A 17655-nucleotide genomic window follows, 5' to 3' on the forward strand; every position below is an offset into this window, starting at 1 on the left:
AAAATTATTTAAAAAAGTAATGTTTGTTGTCCATCATCATCTACTTCAGTATTTGGACCTTCTCCTAAAATAATTTCCTCTTCCTCCTCCTCTTCTTCTTCCTCTTCAATATAAGGTAAAGACTCTAGAATATTAACTTGTTTTATCTTATCTATAGAAACTTGATTACCTAAAGCCTTAATTCCTTTAATAGTTATAAATTGTTCTACATCAATTGTTTGGTTTTCTTTTTGTATCCCTTTTACTTTAGAGAATACAACTTCAAACACAGGTCTAAAGTCAGTTGATATTATTTCTAATCTTGAGTTAGGGTGCTCTGTAATAAATAACTCTTCTCTATTTTCGTTTTCAATAATAAAGCGTTTTAAGTAGTAACGAGCTTTTTCTCCATCAAAATATAAAGCAGAAATAGGTTTGTTTTCTTTCCATTTTTCAAGAACTATCATATCTTCCTCAAAGTGAGTTGTTAGTTCAGGAATAATAGTTTTCACTTTACCACTCTGATTTATAATCAATAAACGGTCTTCAGGCTTAAATTCACCTAGTAACTCTCCTCTACCATCTACATTTAATCTTTTAACAGTTTCATCAAACCATATTTTGCGAGGACGTAACGTAGATATACCTTTCTCTTTTAATTCTATCTTTTTAATTGCATATTTAGTAACCACGTTACCTTTTGCAGCTCTTCCTTTAATTAATAATTCTGCAAAGTCTAAATCAAACTTAAGCTTCTTAACATTAGTCAACTGTCTTAATAAGATAGTAACTACTTCTGCTTCTCCATTGGGATTTGCAGAGAAATAAAGTACTTGTGAACCAGGTTTATCTTGTGTCAGAGGATACATCTTGTCACGAGTTACTCCTGTTACATTAAAACGTTTGATATAAGAAGATCCTGATTTACCATCTCTATAAATCAAATTATAGATAGTACGCTTATCATTTTTATCCCAAACAGCTATGTGTATAATATCCTTTCCAACGAATTTCTTCTCGTCTACTCGAGACACCATCATAGATCCATCTCTTAAGAATACAATAACATCATCTATATCAGAACAGTCACATACATACTCATCTTTTCGAAGACCAGTACCAAAGAAACCTTCCTCTCTATTTACATAAAGCTTAGTATTTCTAAGAACTACTTTAGTTGCCTCAATGGTATCAAAGCTTCTTAATTCTGTAAGACGCTCTTTACCTTTACCATATTTCTCTTTAAGAGTAGTAAAGTATTTTATAGCGAAATCTATTAAGTGTTCTAAGTTGTATTTTACAGCTTCTATTTCACCTTCAAGAGCTTCGATATTTTGATTTGCTTTATCAATATCAAAACGAGAAATACGCTTAATACGTATCTCTGTTAATCTAATGATATCTTCTTGAGTGATAGCACGTTTTAGGTTAACAACAAAAGGCTTTAATCCTTCATCAATAGCTGTTATTACCCCTTCCCAAGTTTCTTCTTCCTCAATCGCACGGTAAATACGATTCTCAATAAAGATTCTTTCAAGAGAAAGGAAGTGCCACTTCTCTTCTAACTCATTAAGCTCTATCTCTAATTCTCTTCTCAATAGCTCTACTGTCTGATGAGTAGAATTCTTAAGCATCTCTGATACTCCTGTAAATAAAGGTTTATTATTCTGGATAACACAACCTAATGGTGCTATAGATGTCTCACATGCTGTAAAAGCATATAATGCATCTATTGTTTTATCTGGAGAAGTTCCTGCAGGTAAGTGAATTAATATTTCAACTTGAGCCGCAGTATTGTCTTCTATTTTCTTAATCTTAATTTTACCCTTCTCATTCGCTTTTAAAATACTATCTATTAAACTCGTAGTAGTAGTAGAAAAAGGAATCTCCGTAATAATTAAAGTATTTTTATCTAAGGGTGCAATTTTAGCACGTACACGAACACGCCCCCCACGAGCACCATCATTATAATTAGACACATCAGCAATTCCTTCTGTTGGGAAATCTGGGTAAATAGTAAAAGGTTTTCCTTTTAAGATTTTAATAGATGCATCTATCAACTCATTAAAGTTGTGTGGTAGTATTTTTGTAGATAGACCTACTGCAATACCTTCACCTCCTTGAGCCAATAATAAAGGGAATTTTACAGGTAGATTAATAGGTTCATTCTTTCTACCATCGTATGATGCCTGCCAGTTTGTTATTTTAGGAGAATATAATACCTCTAAAGCGAACTTGCTCAAACGTGCCTCAATATAACGAGAAGCTGCCGCACCATCCCCTGTTAGGATATTACCCCAGTTACCTTGCATATCAATAAGAAGATCCTTCTGTCCTATCTGAACCAAGGCATCACCAATACTCGCGTCACCGTGAGGGTGGTACTGCATAGTATGTCCTACGATATTAGCTACCTTGTTATAACGACCATCATCCAACTCTTTCATAGAGTGCATAATACGTCTCTGAACAGGTTTAAAACCGTCTTCTATAGCAGGTACAGCACGTTCCAAGATAACATAAGAAGCATAGTCAAGGAACCAATCCTTGTACATACCAGTTACCTTAGTGATAGTCTCCGTTACTTCTTCTTGAACATCAGAAAAATCTTCTATAGGATGCTCATTATTTATATTGTTTAACTCTTGATCTAAATTCTCTTCTTGGCTCATAATATTATTCTACAACATCAAGTTCTACTTTAAGATTATCTATGATAAATTCTTGTCTATCTGGAGTATTTTTACCCATATAGAACTCTAACATTTTATCTATAGACATTGACTTATCTAACATTACAGGATCTAATCGTATATCTTCCCCTATAAAATACTGAAATTCATCAGGAGAAATCTCTCCTAACCCTTTGAATCGAGTGATCTCCGGTTTAGGTTTTAATTTCTCAATAGCATTTATACGTTCTTCTTCACTATAACAGTAAATAGTTTCTTTCTTATTTCTCACCCTAAATAAAGGTGTCTGTAAGATGTATAAATGCCCTTCTTTAATTAATTCTGGGAAGAACTGTAAAAAGAATGTAATTAATAACAATCGAATATGCATACCATCCACATCGGCATCAGTAGCTATCACGATATTGTTATATCTTAAGTTCTCAAAGTCATCTTCTATATCTAATGCTGCCTGTAGTAAGTTAAACTCTTCATTTTCATACACGATTTTCTTCGTCATTCCATAAGAGTTTAGAGGCTTACCTCTTAAACTAAATACAGCCTGTGTATTAACATTTCTTGATTTGGTAATAGAACCAGAAGCAGAGTCTCCCTCTGTAATAAACAAAGTACTGTCTAAATACAATGGATTCTTTATATCTGTTAAGTGTACTCTACAGTCTCTTAGTTTTCTATTGTGTAAACTAGCTTTTTTAGCGCGTTCTTTAGCTATCTTTCTTATACCAGATAACTCTTTGCGCTCTTTTTCTGCTTGTAGTATTTTCTTTAATAGCGCATCTGCTATCTCCGGATTTTTGTGTAAATAGTTATCTAACTGTGTCTTCACAAAATCATTGACAAAAGTACGTACTGTAGGTAGATCTGGTCCCATATCAGTAGATCCTAGCTTTGTCTTAGTTTGAGATTCAAATACTGGCTCTTCTACTTTTACAGCTACTGCGGCTACGATAGACTTTCTAATATCTGAAGCATCGAAGTTTTTATTATAAAACTCTTTAAGTGTTCTTACTAACGCCTCTCTAAATGCAGCTAAGTGAGTTCCTCCTTGAGTAGTGTTCTGCCCGTTTACGAAAGAGTAATATTCCTCAGAATATTGACTTCTACTATGTGTTAATGCTACCTCGATATCATCACCTGATAAGTGAATAATCGGATATACTTGATCTTCTTCAGTAATATTTTCTAAAAGAAGGTCTTTAAGCCCATTTTCAGAAAAGAATTTTTCGCCATTAAACATTACTGTCAATCCTTTATTAAGATAACAGTAGTTCTTTAGCATACGCTCTATGTACTCTTTACGGTATTTATAGTTCTTAAAGATGGCTTCATCAGCTATGAAAGAAACTTTAGTTCCTTTACGTCTCGTAGTTTCTACTAATTTCTCTTCTGTTACTAAATCTCCAGCAGAGAATTCAGCTCCTTTTAGTTGTCCATCACGTACAGACTCTACGCGGAAGTAGTTTGATAAAGCGTTTACTGCTTTGGTACCGACCCCGTTTAGACCTACTGATTTCTTAAATGCCTTAGAATCATATTTACCCCCAGTGTTCATTTTAGATACTACATCTACTACTTTACCTAAGGGAATACCACGTCCGTAATCACGTACAGTGACAAGCTTATCTTTGAGTGTAACCTCAATAGTCTTACCTGTCCCCATCACGAATTCATCTATACTGTTGTCTATAACCTCTTTAATTAGAATGTAGATACCATCATCAGGAGAAGAACCATCTCCTAATTTTCCGATATACATACCAGGACGCATACGAATATGTTCCTTCCAGTCTAACGAACGAATATTATCTTCGGTATATTGATTTTGATCTTGCATAAAAACGTAGGAATTTGCGCTAATTTACTACTAATTAGCTTAAAATAAAAATTGTGAAATAACAGTTTTTTAGGATTTAATCCTCTGATGACTTTTTGATAACATTCTTCTCTATCTCAATGGAATAAGGCCCTGGTACTATTTTTCTGCCATATAAGATAGCATAATTTTTTGTAAACTCAGCACCGAAATAGAGGATCATCGCCGAATAGTATACCCATATCAACATAACTGTCACAGAACCAGCTGCTCCATAAAGTGATGATGAGGCTGTATTACCTAAATACCAACCTATTCCGAACTTTCCTATCATAAATAATACAGCTGTAAAACCTGCTCCTATAAAGGCATCTTTCCATCTCAACTTACCATTAGGTAAAGTCATGAAGATAAGCACAAATAGAATAGTTATTATTAAAAAGACCACCGCATTATTAAGTAATTTTACTAAACTAAGTGTCTCTTCGCCAAAGAAATTACCTAAATAACTATACAGAAGACTTACAATTGAATTGATCATTAGACTCACTAATAAGACAAATCCTACTGATCCTATCATAGCAAAAGATAGCAATCTGTTTTTAACCAATCTAGTGACACTTTTATTTGGTTTGGCTGCTAAGCCCCAGATATAGTTTATAGAGCTCTGTATCTCTGCAAAAACCCCTGAAGCACTAAATAATAAAATACCTACACCAATAATAGTAGTGATATAACCACTTTTTCTATTTAGCTGAACATTACTCATTGCATTCTGTATCTCAGTTGTTGTATTGGGACCTACTAGATCTCTTAATTGATCATAAAAGAAGTTAGCTACCTCTTGTTCCTCAAAAATAAATCCACTAGCAGATATAATCAATAACATTAAGGGAGGTAAAGCAAAAATGGTATAATAAGACAATGCTGCACTAAACTTCATAGCATTATCATCTAAGAAGTCAAATACGGATTGTTTAAACAATAAGATTACTTTTTTAAAACCACTCTTCTGCATAGTTAGACTATTATTAATAGATTAAGATACTAATATTTTTTAAACTTAAAGACTATTTAACTTCTAAACCACTGATTTTAAAGTCAAATGTAACAATAAGACTAATTACCTTATTGCTACTACAAAATTCTATAAAATTTTAACAATTCCTAATTTACTTTTACTAAAAATATTAGCAAAAAAAAGAGAAGCTAATTAGCTTCTCTTTTTTCTTTCCTATTTGATAGATTACACGTTAAAACGGAAGTGCATTACATCTCCATCCTTTACGATATATTCTTTTCCTTCTACTCTTAGTTTTCCAGCTTCTTTTACTTTAGCTTCAGAACCATAAGTTACATAATCATCATATCCTATTACTTCTGCACGGATAAATCCTTTTTCGAAGTCACTGTGGATTACTCCAGCTGCTTTAGGAGCAGTATCTCCAACTTTAATAGTCCAAGCTCTTACTTCTTTTACTCCAGCTGTGAAGTATGTTTGTAAGTTTAATAATTTATAAGCTGAACGAATTAATTTAGATACACCTGGCTCGTCTAATCCTAAGTCTTCTAAGAACATTTGTCTTTCTTCGAAAGTCTCTAGTTCCATAATGTCAGCCTCAGTTCCTACAGCTAATACGATTACTTCTGCGTTTTCGTCTTTTACTAGCTCTTTTACTTTTACTACATAATCATTTCCTGATACAGCAGCTCCCTCATCTACATTACATACGTATAATACAGGTTTTGTAGTGATTAATTGGAAGTCTTCTAATAACTCTTCCTCATCTACATTTTTAGGCTCTACTACACGAGCAGATTTACCTTCTAATAGCGTTACTCTAATTCTTTCTAATAAATCAGCTTCTACTTGAGCTTCTTTATTTCCAGTCTTAGCCGCTTTTTTAACTTTCTCTAATCTCTTTTCTACAGTTTCAAGATCTTTTAACTGTAATTCGATATCGATAGTTTCTTTATCTCTGATAGGATTTACATTCCCATCTACGTGAATGATATTATCATTGTCAAAACAACGTAAAACGTGAATAATAGCATTACACTCTCTAATATTTCCTAAGAATTGGTTTCCTAAACCTTCTCCTTTACTTGCTCCTTTTACTAACCCAGCAATATCTACAATCTCAACAGTAGCAGGTAATACACGTTCTGGTACTACTAACTCTTCTAATTTAGACAACCTTGGATCTGGTACATTCACAACCCCAATATTCGGTTCTATTGTACAAAATGGGAAGTTAGCACTCTGCGCCTTTGCATTAGATAAACAATTGAATAATGTTGATTTACCTACATTTGGCAATCCTACTATACCTGCTTTCATATTTTAAAATATATTGTGAATTTTTAATCGTTTGCAAATATATTGAAAATTATAGAAGTTCATAGTCTTTAGGGAAGTTTACATAAAATTAAAACCCAAATACAACATATTTAGAGTAATAAAAGTTATAAGAATAGAAAGCTTTAGATAATCATAAACAAAAACATCTTTTAGATCATAGATTATTGATGTTTTTAAACTAAATTGAAAAGTGGATATAGTACAATAAAAAAGCCACTCGCTAGGAGTGGCTTTTCTATATTTAGATTATTTTGTTAATCTTCATCGTCAGCAATTTCTAAGTCTTTTAGTGCATCTAATGAATCTTCTGGAGCTTCTACGAAATCCTCTTCATCCTCATCGAAGTTTTCAATTCTATCTGCTAACTTAGTACTTACTTTTACCAGGTATATAGTATCCTCAGTTCTAACTTCCACTGCTTCTACAGTTTCGTTTTTTACGTTTTTAAAACGTATAATGTCTGCATCATCATACCCGTCAGGAAATTTTTCAACCAATAATGTCAAAATTTCGTTCGTTAACTTTGCGTAATCAACAATTACTCTTTTCATTCTTTGTTCTTGCTTTATTTCAGTTTCAAATGTAATAGCTAAATTGTAAACTACAAATAAAATATCACATTTATTTACTGCGAAAAATTAAAAATTAATTACCAAGAATATATGCAAAAATTAATGGCGCAACAATCGTAGCATCTGACTCAACAATGAATTTAGGTGTGTCGATATCTAATTTACCCCATGTAATTTTTTCGTTAGGAACTGCTCCTGAATATGATCCGTAAGATGTAGTAGAATCAGAGATTTGGCAGAAGTATGACCAGAAAGGTACATCTTCCCACTCTAAGTCTTGGTACATCATTGGAACTACACAGATAGGGAAATCTCCAGAGATACCTCCTCCGATTTGGAAGAATCCTACTCCGTGTCCTCCTGAGTTAGCTCTATACCACTCTGTTAAGTAGATCATGTACTCGATACCTGTTTTTACAGTGTGTACATTTAATTTTCCTTTGATTACGTTTGAAGTAAAGATGTTACCACAAGTTGAATCTTCCCATCCTGGACATACGATTGGAATATTCTTCTCTGCTGCTGCAACAATCCAAGAATCTTTAGGATCAATCTCGTAGTATTGCTCTAATACACCTGAGTTAACGATTTGGTATAAGAATTCGTGTGGGAAATAACGTTTTCCTTCAGCTTCAGCTGCATGCCATACGTCTTCTAAGTGTTTTTGTAAACGACGGAATGCTTCCTCTTCTGGAATACAAGTGTCAGTTACACGGTTATAGTGGTTATCTAATAACTCTCTCTCTTGCTCTGGAGTCAAATCTCTATAATTTGGTACTCTTTTGTAGTGAGAGTGAGCAACCAAGTTCATCACGTCCTCTTCTAAGTTAGCTCCTGTACAAGAAATGATTTGTACTTTATCTTGACGAATCATCTCTGCTAAAGAAATTCCTAACTCAGCAGTACTCATCGCACCACCCATAGAGATTAACATTTTTCCTCCAGCGTCTAAGTGTGCTTCATATCCTTTTGCAGCATCCACTAACGCAGCAGCGTTAAAGTGTCTATAGTTATGCTCAATAAACTGACTAATTGGTCCTTTACTCATTTTATTTTTACTTTTTATATTAATAATTTCTTTTAATTCTTATTTGTTATATCCTAAGATATCTAATACTTGCTCTGCAGTCTGTTGTTCAGAGAATAACTCTGTAGCAATAATTCCATTCTCATCCTTATCTATTAAGATATGTTTTGGTTGTGGAATTAAGCAGTGGTGAATACCTCCAAATCCTCCGATCTGATCTTGATAAGCACCTGTATTAAAGAACCCAATATACAAAGGTTTTTCTTTATTAAACTTAGGCAAATAGATTGCGTTTAAGTTTTGCTCTGAGTTATAGTAATCATCACTATCACAAGTCAATCCTCCTAACAATATACGCTCATAAGTATCATTCCATCTATTGATAGGTAACATGATAAAACGTTTATTGATAGCCCAAGAATCTGGTAGAGTAGTAATGAATGATGAGTCGATCATATTCCATTTCTCTCTATCATTTTGTTGCTTTTGGTATAAGATTTCATAGATAGCTCCTCCACTCTCACCTACAGTATATGAACCGAATTCTGTAAAGATATTAGGTACATCCACTTCAGCTTCCTCACATACTATCTTGATTTGATTGATGATTTCATCTACCATATATTGGTAATCAAATTCAAAAGCTAATGAATCTTTAATAGGGAATCCTCCTCCGATATTTAAACTATCTAATGTAGGACATTCTTTCTTTAAAGTGATATAAACTTTCAAACATTTTACTAATTCATTCCAGTAATACGCAGTATCTCTAATACCTGTATTAATGAAGAAGTGAAGCATCTTAAGCTCTACCTTAGGATTCTCAGCAATTTGTTTTCTGTAGAATGGTAAGATACTCTTGTACCCTATTCCTAAACGTGAAGTATAAAATTCAAACTTTGGAGATTCCTCAGAAGCAATACGAATACCGATTTTAAACTTCTTGTTGATTTGTTCTTGTAATAGATCAAGCTCCTCATAGTTATCAATAATAGGAATAGTATTCTCGTGTTTATTATTGATTAGATTTGCGATATTATCAATGTATTGCGCACGTTTAAATCCGTTACATAATACGAATGTATCTTTGTTGATCTTACCAGTCTCTAATAAATTCTCTACAATGTTTACGTCAAAAGCAGAAGATGTCTCTACGTGGATATCATTCTTGAATGCTTCATTAAGTACATAAGAGAAGTGAGAACTTTTAGTACAGTAGCAGTAGTAATAGTTTGCTTTGTACTTATTCTTTTCCATCGCTTTTCTAAAGATAGTCTTTACATTGCTAATGTTCTCAGAGATTTTAGGTAAGTAAGTGAATTTTAATGGTGTTCCGTATTTTTCAACTAACCCCATTAAATCAATATTGTGAAATTGAAGATTATCTTTGTTTAATTTGAATTCTTCTTGAGGAAAATAAAAAGTTTGGTTGATTAAGTCAACATATTTTGTGTTCATGTCTTTTTCTTTTAATAATGGTTAAAAAAATTCTTTCTCAATTAACTTGATTGTCTTGCATCTAAATTAGTCAATTATTATCGGACTAGATAGTTATGCCTTCATAAAAACAATCAAAATTAAACTACATTGATTTTCAAACTCGAATATTGGCAAATACTATTGGCAACTTATCTCTGAATCTAAACGAATTAAGAGCCTCCTTAGAATACTTGATAATGCCATATACATAATTGGCCTTTTGTCTGATGACAAAACGCCTTACTTTGTGTCTTGCAGACACACAGAATCTAATATATAAAACATCTATTTTCACGACCGCAAATGTAACAAAATATTGGAATGAAAAAGGAAAAAGTAATTGTTTTTGAACCTTAATTCAAATAAGCCTCTAACCCCTTTACTACTAACTCTTTGCTCACTTCTATATCATAGATAGCAGAGCCTATTTTATCTAATAATACACAACGTATATTACCACCGTAGTTCTTTTTATCAAACTTCAACCACTCTAACGAGTTTTCGATGTCTTCACTTGACAGTTCTACAACGCCATATATAGTGTGTGTAGTTTCTTTTATATCTAAATATTCTACCTCTGTTAAATAGCCCAATTCTTTAGAAATATAAGCCTCCGCTACCATACCTAGTGCAACAGCTTCTCCATGAAGTAACGTCTCTTTATCTTCATTCATTAAGTAATAACTCTCTACGGCATGACCTACCGTATGTCCAAAGTTTAAAATCTTGCGAAGACCATGTTCCTTTGGATCCTGTGTCACCACAGTATTCTTAATGGTTACTGAATGATGAATAAGCGTTTCTAAATCATTAAAATCAACATTCGCAATATCCTTAAGATACGCATAATATTTGGCATCAAATATCAAGCCGTGCTTTAACATTTCAGCATATCCAGCCTTAATTTGTCTAGCCTCTAAAGTTTCTAAGTAATTTACATCGATGATCAGCATCTTAGGCATAGCGAATGCACCTATACAGTTCTTGATACCATTTAAGTCCACTCCAGTCTTTCCTCCCACAGAAGCATCTACCATGGCTAATAATGAAGTAGGAATGTTGATAAAGTCTATTCCACGCATAAATATAGAAGCGATAAAACCTCCCATATCTGTAATCACCCCACCTCCTACAGTGATAATGATACTCTTGCGATCTCCTCCTAGTTCTAACATAGTCTGGATCACACCAGCACAAGTATCTAATACTTTATTCTCCTCACCTGCTTCTACCTCTATTATTTCGAAGGGCACATCTGTAGGCAAGTTACTTAAAAAATAAGGCAAACAGTGTTCATAACAATTAGAATCCGTCAAGATAAAAAGCTTACTATAGCCATTGTTATTTAAATATGAACCTAAATGTTCGTATCCTTCTTGTCCGAATAAAATATCGTAATGCTCTGTTGTTATGTTTTCCATTTTATATTATTTATGCTATACAAAATAAAGTATAAATATTTGAAATATGAGTGCTAATATGTTTTTTTAACGATTTAATAGTAGAGCAAGAAAATGCTTGTGTTTTAAAGCTATTATAAATACTATTTTTTTTAAAATCACTTAAAATGTATAGTATTTATTTCTAGATATTAATAAGGATAGAGGCAAATGATAAATTAGTTTTTTTACAGCCAAATTTGTAATTTTGTCTGTATATTTAATATTATAAATTTGATTTTTTACTATAAAAATAGTTGAGTCAAAATTAAAGATCCGTTAGTGACTTTTCTTCTTAAAAGAATTCACATAAATAACTAATAGTATAATTTTTAAAACATTAAGCCATGATAACTAATGATGTATATATCGTAGAGCCTTCTACACCTGAAGAAGCTAAAGCTCTTAAGGCTTTTGCTAAGGCTTTAAAAATAAAAATTACAAAACAAAATACTGAGGACACAGATTCAAAAGAAGATATTAAAACAAATTTAAAACAAGCTGTAACAGAACTTAATTTAATAAAAGAGGGAAAACTTAAAGGGATCTCTACCAAAGATTTATTGGATGAGTTATAATATTATAGCAACTCCTAAGTTTCTAAAAGAAGCTAAAAAGCTTGGAAAGAAATACCATTCATTGAAAGAAGATCTTTCTCTTTTAATTGAAGAATTACAACAAAATCCCATGCTCGGAACTGCAATAGCTAATAATTGTTATAAAGTACGCATAGCTATAAAGTCTAAAGGTAAAGGTAAAAGTGGCGGAGCTAGAGTTATTACACATCTTGTAATCGAAAATGATAATATCTATTTGCTTTCTATTTATGACAAAAGTGAATACGACTCAATAAGTGATAGTGAGATTAAAGAGTTACTTAAACTAATAAAATAACAGCCCCCCTTTCTTAAAGAAACGTTTCTATAATATCTCTTACATTCTCAATAAACTCATTAGTATAAACACCTAAAGGATCTAAGTCTGGATCAAGTATCGCGATCTCCAATCCCACACATCTTTTATCCTGAACCAAAGGTTTAAGTATTTCTTTTAACTCCCTATAGATCAACCCGTCTTCTTGTATACAGTCTACCACAGGCATTATCTTATCGTTTAGGACATCCACATCTAAATGAATAAAGTACCCGTCTAAATCATACTCTTCAGCGCGCATCAAAAAATCTGACACAACTCTCTTTATACCATAATTTCTTAATTTAGACAAAGGATAATAAACAACCTTAGACTCTTTTATAGGCTTTTCATATTCTTCGTCATACTCTCTATTCCCAACACAAAACACGTATTTTTCTTCAATATAAGGCTTGTTGTTTTGAATATTAGTAAGACGTTCATGACCAGTATAATACCAATTCTACCTCCTACACCCTCTTTTGTCCTATCTGTTTTTTTACTACCTTTGCCTACAGTAAAGGCTTTGACTCAATGGCTATTATTGAGAATATTCTTCTATTCAAAGTCTGGTACATCTCACCAAAAAGAAAGCACAAATCACAGCTTTCAAAATCTCAACTTTAAAATTTTAACAAGTTTTTTAACATCGTAAATTCACTGCGAATCGAGTATTCATGCGGTCTCCGTTGTGGTTTGTTCGGAAGGTGTTCGGAAAACACACCCTTTTTCCGAACACTTTGCAAAGAACTTCCGAACAACGTCCAAACAACCTTTCCGAAAGCCTTGCTGTCACTAGCTTTACCACGTGCTTAGATACGCTAAAAAAAGCCTAAATGTTAATATTTTTAACAACTGTGATTTGTCCTGTTTTTAGAATTTATAGTGGTTGCAATATTCTCACAATGAGATAATTATGGCCTATTAATTTTACTAGGCATACCTAATTAAAACTAATATGTAGGCTTCCTTGGATCTTTATTGATAAATATGTTTGATTTTTTAGAGATTCTCTTCACAGATATACTAACAAAAACATGTTCTATTTCATGTCCTAAAGTTTATTTCCTAATTCTTTAGATGTATATTATTTTTCCTTAATCATTATAACCATAATATACACTTGATGTATTTTAATTTTTTGATAATAGTTTATTAAATAAAAAAGCTCCCTTCACAGGGAGCTTCTTAGGCTAATACTGTTGTTTTAGATCCAACAGTGGGGATCGGTCGAAAAAAAAAATTGATTTGTTGTTTTATTAAACTACGTATTCAAAAATTGATATTTTAAAAAGTCTAGAGTTCGATAATTATAAACTCGCTACGTCTATTTAACTGATGTTCCTCTACAGAACATGGCACTCCATTGCTACACTTATTCTGTAGCTGTGTCTCTCCATATCCTTCTCCTGTAATTCTACTTCTCTCAATGCCTTGATTCACCATCCACTCTACTGTAGACTTAGCTCTGCGATCTGATAACTTAAGGTTGTAGTCATCATTTCCTCTACTGTCAGTATGTGAGCGAACATCTATCTTCATCGTTGGGTATTCTTTTAATACCTCTACTACTTTGATTAGCTCTGCCGCTGCATCTGGGCGAATATTAGATTTGTCAAAGTCGAAGTAAATAGGATTTAGCTTAAGCTTCTTAAATAAGTCATCGTTTACTGTCACTGGTTCTAAAGTCTTCTCTAGTCCGATATCTACTCGTTTTACTCCTTGTTGACGTTCTACGATAAATACAACTTCAACTGTATTATACTCCTCTTTCTCAGCTTTAATACGGTATTTCCCTCCACAATCTAATAAATTAGACAGATAATATCCTTTTGCATCTGTGATTATCGTATCTGTCTGCTGATAAAGAGCATCTGATAAAATCACTCTAGCATTAACTAATGGCTCTTTAGTCACCTTGTCATACACTATTCCTTCAAGGGCTTGCTTACAAGGTTTTTCTTTAAAGAAATAGATATCATCTCCTCCACTAGCCCCTGGTCTATTAGAACTTATAAATCCCTTGTGAGATTTGCTGTCTATATACAAACCGAAATCGTCAGATGGACTGTTAATTGGCGTTCCCATATTAGCAACTTGACCAATGCTTCCATCTACATTAATCTTAGCTACAAACATATCTAATCCTCCTAATCCAGGATGACCATCTGATGCAAAAAACAAGAAGTAGTCCTCTGATATAAATGGAAAGGTTTCTCTACCTGCTGTATTTACTTTAGCACCGATATTCTCTACATTGCCATACTCCCCTGTAGGATAAATAGCTACTCTAAAGATATCTGATTGCCCCAATGTTCCTTTTCTGTCTGAAGAAAAATAAAGCCACTTACCATCCGGTGTCAAACTAGGATGGGCTGTATTGAAATAATCCGAGTTAAACGGAAGTTCCAATACTTGTCCCCACAAGCCATCCGCGCCTTTAGTGGCTTTATATATTTTTAATAAAGATGATTTGTCCTTATTGTTTCTTCTCTTTCCCTTTTCACTAGAGTTATTTCTAGTAAAGTACATCGTATTACCATCCTTTGTAAAGACAGCTGTTGCATCATTTACTCTAGAACTTATCTCTTTAGCGAACTGCTTAGGCTCTGAGAAAGTCCCATCAACGTTAATCGTACTACTGTACAAGGCTGTAAAACTCTCATTAGTCCACTCATGAATAGCCTTATCTACTTCTTGATTACGAGCTGATGTAAAAATTAATTCATTGCCTAATATAGCAGCTCCATAATCCGAAAACTCTGTATTAATACTCAAAGCCTTTATATTATACAAATCTTGTTTGTCTTCTATCTTTTGCAAGTAATCCTTATTCTCTTGAAAAAGTTGTGCTCTAGAATCGTTTGCCTCTAATTTAGAGAATTCCTCCATTTTTTGCTTAGACTTGTCATAACTCTCAACAGATTTAAGCGTCTGTGCATAACGATAGTAATATTCTGATGGAATTGGCTCTTTTCCTTTATCGCCATACTCTCCATCAAATAGTGTTTCATACCACTTATTAGCCTCAGGTAACTTTCCATTAAAATAATAAGCATCGGCTAACTTCTTTAGCATATCTGCATTAGTATATCCCTTGTTTGCGATGCGCTCATAAATCTTAATTGCATCTACATAAGCCTGAGTTTGATATTCCTTATTCGCTTTCTTCTCTGCTACTTTCTGTCCATAAGTACTAATACCTACGAAAAGCAACATTGTCAATAAGCTTATTTTCAATAGCTGTTTTTTCATACTTGTTTTCTTAAGTCCTCTTTTATTAGAAGAAACGAGGAGCATTAATTGTACTACGACGGTTAAATAATTCGAATCTTAAGAAGATCTCGTGTGAACCTGAGTTATAACGTTGAAGCGCAGTAGTCTCAAAGTCATAAGAATATCCTACAAATAAATTATCATTTACCTGGAATCCTGCCAAGGCGCTCACTGAAGCATCCCAACGATAAGCCGCTCCTAAAGTAAACTTGTCATACATCAAAAAGTTAGCTGTCAAATCTACTTGTAATGGTGCACCACTTACTGCCTTAACTAAAGCGGCTGGCTTAAATAATAAGTTCTCACTCACATCGAATACATATCCTCCCATTAAATAGAAGTGCATCTTCTGACGCATCGTCGTGATATCATTATCATCGTAGCGATCTGTAGTCAAGAAGTTCGGAACTGATAACCCTACATAAGCTTTGTCAGAGTATAGATAAACCCCTGCTCCAATATTTGGATTAAACTTGTTGTTTAGATTCTCTTGGCTTACAGGATCAGTAGGATTGTGGATATTAAGCTTGGTATAATCAACACTTAATAGGTTAGCAGTCGCTTTTAACCCGAATGCTAATTTATAATCAGCATTTAAGTCAATAGCATAAGCTAAATCTACAGAGATATTATTCTCATCCATCGCTCCTAGTCGATCATTGGTAAAGTTCACTCCTAGTCCTAATCCACTTTCTCCAAGAGGTGTAGACACAGATACATTCGCTGTCTTAGGTGCTCCATCTAGTCCTACCCACTGTGTTCTGTACATCCCAAACACGTTCAGTGTTCCTCTACTACCTGCATAAGCAGGGTTGATCATATTAGCATTATACATATACTGTGTATACTGTGGATCTTGTTGAGCTTGCATTTGAGAAAAGCAGCCTAAGGCGAATAGGCTGATTCCGATTTTCTTTATGTTTTGTTGAATATTCATATATTCTCTTACTTATTGCTTTCTAAATGTAGGTAACCCGATTTCTTAATCATACGCGAACCGCTAGCGTCTTTATACTCATAACTCACGATGTAGAAATAAGTACCTGTAGGTAATTTCTCACCTTTATTTACAGTAACACGTCCATCAGAGTATCCTCTAAACACATTACCTGCACTGTCATAACTCTTCGTATCAAATACCTTAACTCCCCAACGGTTATAAATCTCTACTGTATTATTAGGGAATCTGTTGATATTATCTATGATGAAGTAATCATTCTTACCATCTCCATCAGGAGAAACAAGGTTGTAAATAACGATATCTCCGTCTAAGATTAAGTCTGTATTCACAGTAGCTAATGTAAAGAATCCGTACCCCTTCACACTAGTAGGTGTTGTGATCTCTTTTTTCTCCACATCCACTACTCCTCCTTCGTCTACCCAAAGCTGTTGCTTAGCATCCCAGCGTACGATGTGTAATTCTTTCTCTGGGTTCACTAATAACTCTTTAGGTGTCGTACGCTCATCCCAACTCAGTGTCAGCATGATGTCTCCTTTACTATTATCACTTCCTTTATCTACTGTCCAGTACTCGCGCTCATCTAGTAAGTTAATCACTCCTGACTTAGCACTACGCGCTCTAAAGAAGTTCTTATCATCTAAGTTATACTTTCCTTCATACGCATCCTTTACATGATCTGGAGCAGTGATTCTAGCATAACGGTATAGTCCTTTATCTCCTTTAGGATATTGGAACTCCTCATTACCTATCTTCTCTACATATCCTTCTGCGTGGCTTCTGTCTGTAGGCTTAAGTGCTTTCGCTCCTTGGTGGAAGGTTAGCATCCCTGCTAGTGAGTCTACCTTAATAATACCATCTTTAAAGTCTACACTACCTCTTACGTTAGCCTCGTTCTTTAGGTCAAAGGCCATATCTTTAGTAGAGTTGTCTAGTACTACATCAAAGAAATTAGAAGGTTGGCTTCCAGTGATATGCTGAGCTCCTTTTGCTTCTTCAAAAGGAGTGAACACAGCTTTAGAACCTTTGGCGTTAGTGCTGTGATCATAAATATTGTCATTGTTAAAGTTGCTGTAGTAATAAACCGTTCCATCATTCTTTACATACCCTTCTTTTGTATTGTCAAAATCATAGATAGTAGACAT

The 17655-nt window shown here is 33.7% G+C and carries 13 protein-coding genes and 1 pseudogene; 2 read left to right on the forward strand and 12 right to left on the reverse strand.

Going from position 1 to position 17655, the window contains the following annotated elements:
• Positions 1–8: 8 nt before the first annotated feature.
• From MODO_RS15750 to aroB, 8 genes and pseudogenes are all read right to left on the reverse strand, one after another.
• Positions 9–2651 (reverse strand): DNA gyrase/topoisomerase IV subunit A, encoded by a 2643-nt coding sequence (locus MODO_RS15750; protein WP_059051369.1) that lies wholly within the window; start codon positions 2649–2651, stop codon positions 9–11.
• A gap of 4 nt (positions 2652–2655) precedes the next feature.
• Positions 2656–4506 carry a DNA topoisomerase IV subunit B gene (locus tag MODO_RS15755; protein ID WP_059051372.1) on the reverse strand — a complete coding sequence of 617 codons (1851 nt, stop codon included), beginning with the start codon at positions 4504–4506 and terminating at the stop codon, positions 2656–2658.
• Positions 4507–4582: 76 nt separating this feature from the next.
• Positions 4583–5503 carry a YihY/virulence factor BrkB family protein gene (locus tag MODO_RS15760; protein ID WP_059051374.1) on the reverse strand — a complete coding sequence of 307 codons (921 nt, stop codon included), beginning with the start codon at positions 5501–5503 and terminating at the stop codon, positions 4583–4585.
• A 228-nt stretch (positions 5504–5731) separates the two neighbouring features.
• Positions 5732–6826: a redox-regulated ATPase YchF gene (ychF, locus tag MODO_RS15765; protein WP_006265334.1), complete on the reverse strand. Its 1095-nt coding sequence runs from the start codon at positions 6824–6826 to the stop codon at positions 5732–5734.
• 278 nt (positions 6827–7104) lie between these two features.
• Positions 7105–7398 (reverse strand): annotated as a pseudogene (locus MODO_RS15770) (hypothetical protein); the annotation flags it as partial.
• Positions 7399–7492: 94 nt separating this feature from the next.
• The gene (locus tag MODO_RS15775) at positions 7493–8467 is read right to left on the reverse strand and encodes a deoxyhypusine synthase family protein (RefSeq protein ID WP_006258808.1); all 975 of its coding nucleotides are present in this window, start codon (positions 8465–8467) and stop codon (positions 7493–7495) included.
• Positions 8468–8506: 39 nt separating this feature from the next.
• Positions 8507–9904: a type III PLP-dependent enzyme domain-containing protein gene (locus MODO_RS15780; protein WP_006258807.1), complete on the reverse strand. Its 1398-nt coding sequence runs from the start codon at positions 9902–9904 to the stop codon at positions 8507–8509.
• Positions 9905–10278: 374 nt separating this feature from the next.
• Positions 10279–11346, reverse strand: a complete 1068-nt coding sequence (aroB, locus tag MODO_RS15785) for a 3-dehydroquinate synthase (RefSeq protein ID WP_006258806.1) — start codon at positions 11344–11346, stop codon at positions 10279–10281.
• Between the two features lie 365 nt (positions 11347–11711).
• Here aroB and MODO_RS15790 point away from each other — a divergent pair, with 365 nt between their 5' ends.
• Positions 11712–11942, forward strand: coding sequence for a hypothetical protein (locus tag MODO_RS15790; protein WP_059051377.1), 231 nt, complete (start codon positions 11712–11714; stop codon positions 11940–11942).
• Positions 11932–12258: a type II toxin-antitoxin system RelE family toxin gene (locus MODO_RS15795; RefSeq protein ID WP_006258804.1), complete on the forward strand. Its 327-nt coding sequence runs from the start codon at positions 11932–11934 to the stop codon at positions 12256–12258. The genes MODO_RS15790 and MODO_RS15795 overlap by 11 nt, the downstream gene beginning before the upstream one ends.
• A gap of 13 nt (positions 12259–12271) precedes the next feature.
• Here MODO_RS15795 and MODO_RS15800 read toward each other — a convergent pair whose 3' ends face one another.
• The 4 genes from MODO_RS15800 to MODO_RS15815 all read right to left on the reverse strand — a co-directional run.
• Positions 12272–12703 (reverse strand): arginase family protein, encoded by a 432-nt coding sequence (locus MODO_RS15800; RefSeq protein ID WP_341277517.1) that lies wholly within the window; start codon positions 12701–12703, stop codon positions 12272–12274.
• 869 nt (positions 12704–13572) lie between these two features.
• Complete coding sequence (locus MODO_RS15805) at positions 13573–15531, reverse strand: OmpA family protein (RefSeq protein ID WP_006258802.1); 1959 nt, start codon at positions 15529–15531, stop codon at positions 13573–13575.
• Between the two features lie 25 nt (positions 15532–15556).
• Positions 15557–16489: a PorP/SprF family type IX secretion system membrane protein gene (locus MODO_RS15810; protein WP_006258685.1), complete on the reverse strand. Its 933-nt coding sequence runs from the start codon at positions 16487–16489 to the stop codon at positions 15557–15559.
• Positions 16490–16497: 8 nt separating this feature from the next.
• The coding region (locus tag MODO_RS15815) for a T9SS type B sorting domain-containing protein (RefSeq protein WP_059051381.1) at positions 16498–17655 on the reverse strand (1158 nt) is incomplete at its 5' end.

The sequence above is a fragment of the Myroides odoratimimus genome (genome assembly GCF_001485415.1).
Lineage (GTDB): Bacteria > Bacteroidota > Bacteroidia > Flavobacteriales > Flavobacteriaceae > Flavobacterium > Flavobacterium odoratimimum.

Bases quoted from the DNA above. Each gene is read 5' to 3' on its own strand.
- MODO_RS15750 (WP_059051369.1), bottom strand. From the start codon at position 2,651: ATGAGCCAAGAAGAGAATTTAGATCAAGAGTTAAACAATATAAATAAT.
- MODO_RS15755 (WP_059051372.1), bottom strand. From the start codon at position 4,506: ATGCAAGATCAAAATCAATATACCGAAGATAATATTCGTTCGTTAGAC.
- MODO_RS15760 (WP_059051374.1), bottom strand. From the start codon at position 5,503: ATGCAGAAGAGTGGTTTTAAAAAAGTAATCTTATTGTTTAAACAATCC.
- ychF (WP_006265334.1), bottom strand. From the start codon at position 6,826: ATGAAAGCAGGTATAGTAGGATTGCCAAATGTAGGTAAATCAACATTA.
- MODO_RS15775 (WP_006258808.1), bottom strand. From the start codon at position 8,467: ATGAGTAAAGGACCAATTAGTCAGTTTATTGAGCATAACTATAGACAC.
- MODO_RS15780 (WP_006258807.1), bottom strand. From the start codon at position 9,904: ATGAACACAAAATATGTTGACTTAATCAACCAAACTTTTTATTTTCCT.
- aroB (WP_006258806.1), bottom strand. From the start codon at position 11,346: ATGGAAAACATAACAACAGAGCATTACGATATTTTATTCGGACAAGAA.
- MODO_RS15790 (WP_059051377.1), top strand. From the start codon at position 11,712: ATGATAACTAATGATGTATATATCGTAGAGCCTTCTACACCTGAAGAA.
- MODO_RS15795 (WP_006258804.1), top strand. From the start codon at position 11,932: ATGAGTTATAATATTATAGCAACTCCTAAGTTTCTAAAAGAAGCTAAA.
- MODO_RS15805 (WP_006258802.1), bottom strand. From the start codon at position 15,531: ATGAAAAAACAGCTATTGAAAATAAGCTTATTGACAATGTTGCTTTTC.
- MODO_RS15810 (WP_006258685.1), bottom strand. From the start codon at position 16,489: ATGAATATTCAACAAAACATAAAGAAAATCGGAATCAGCCTATTCGCC.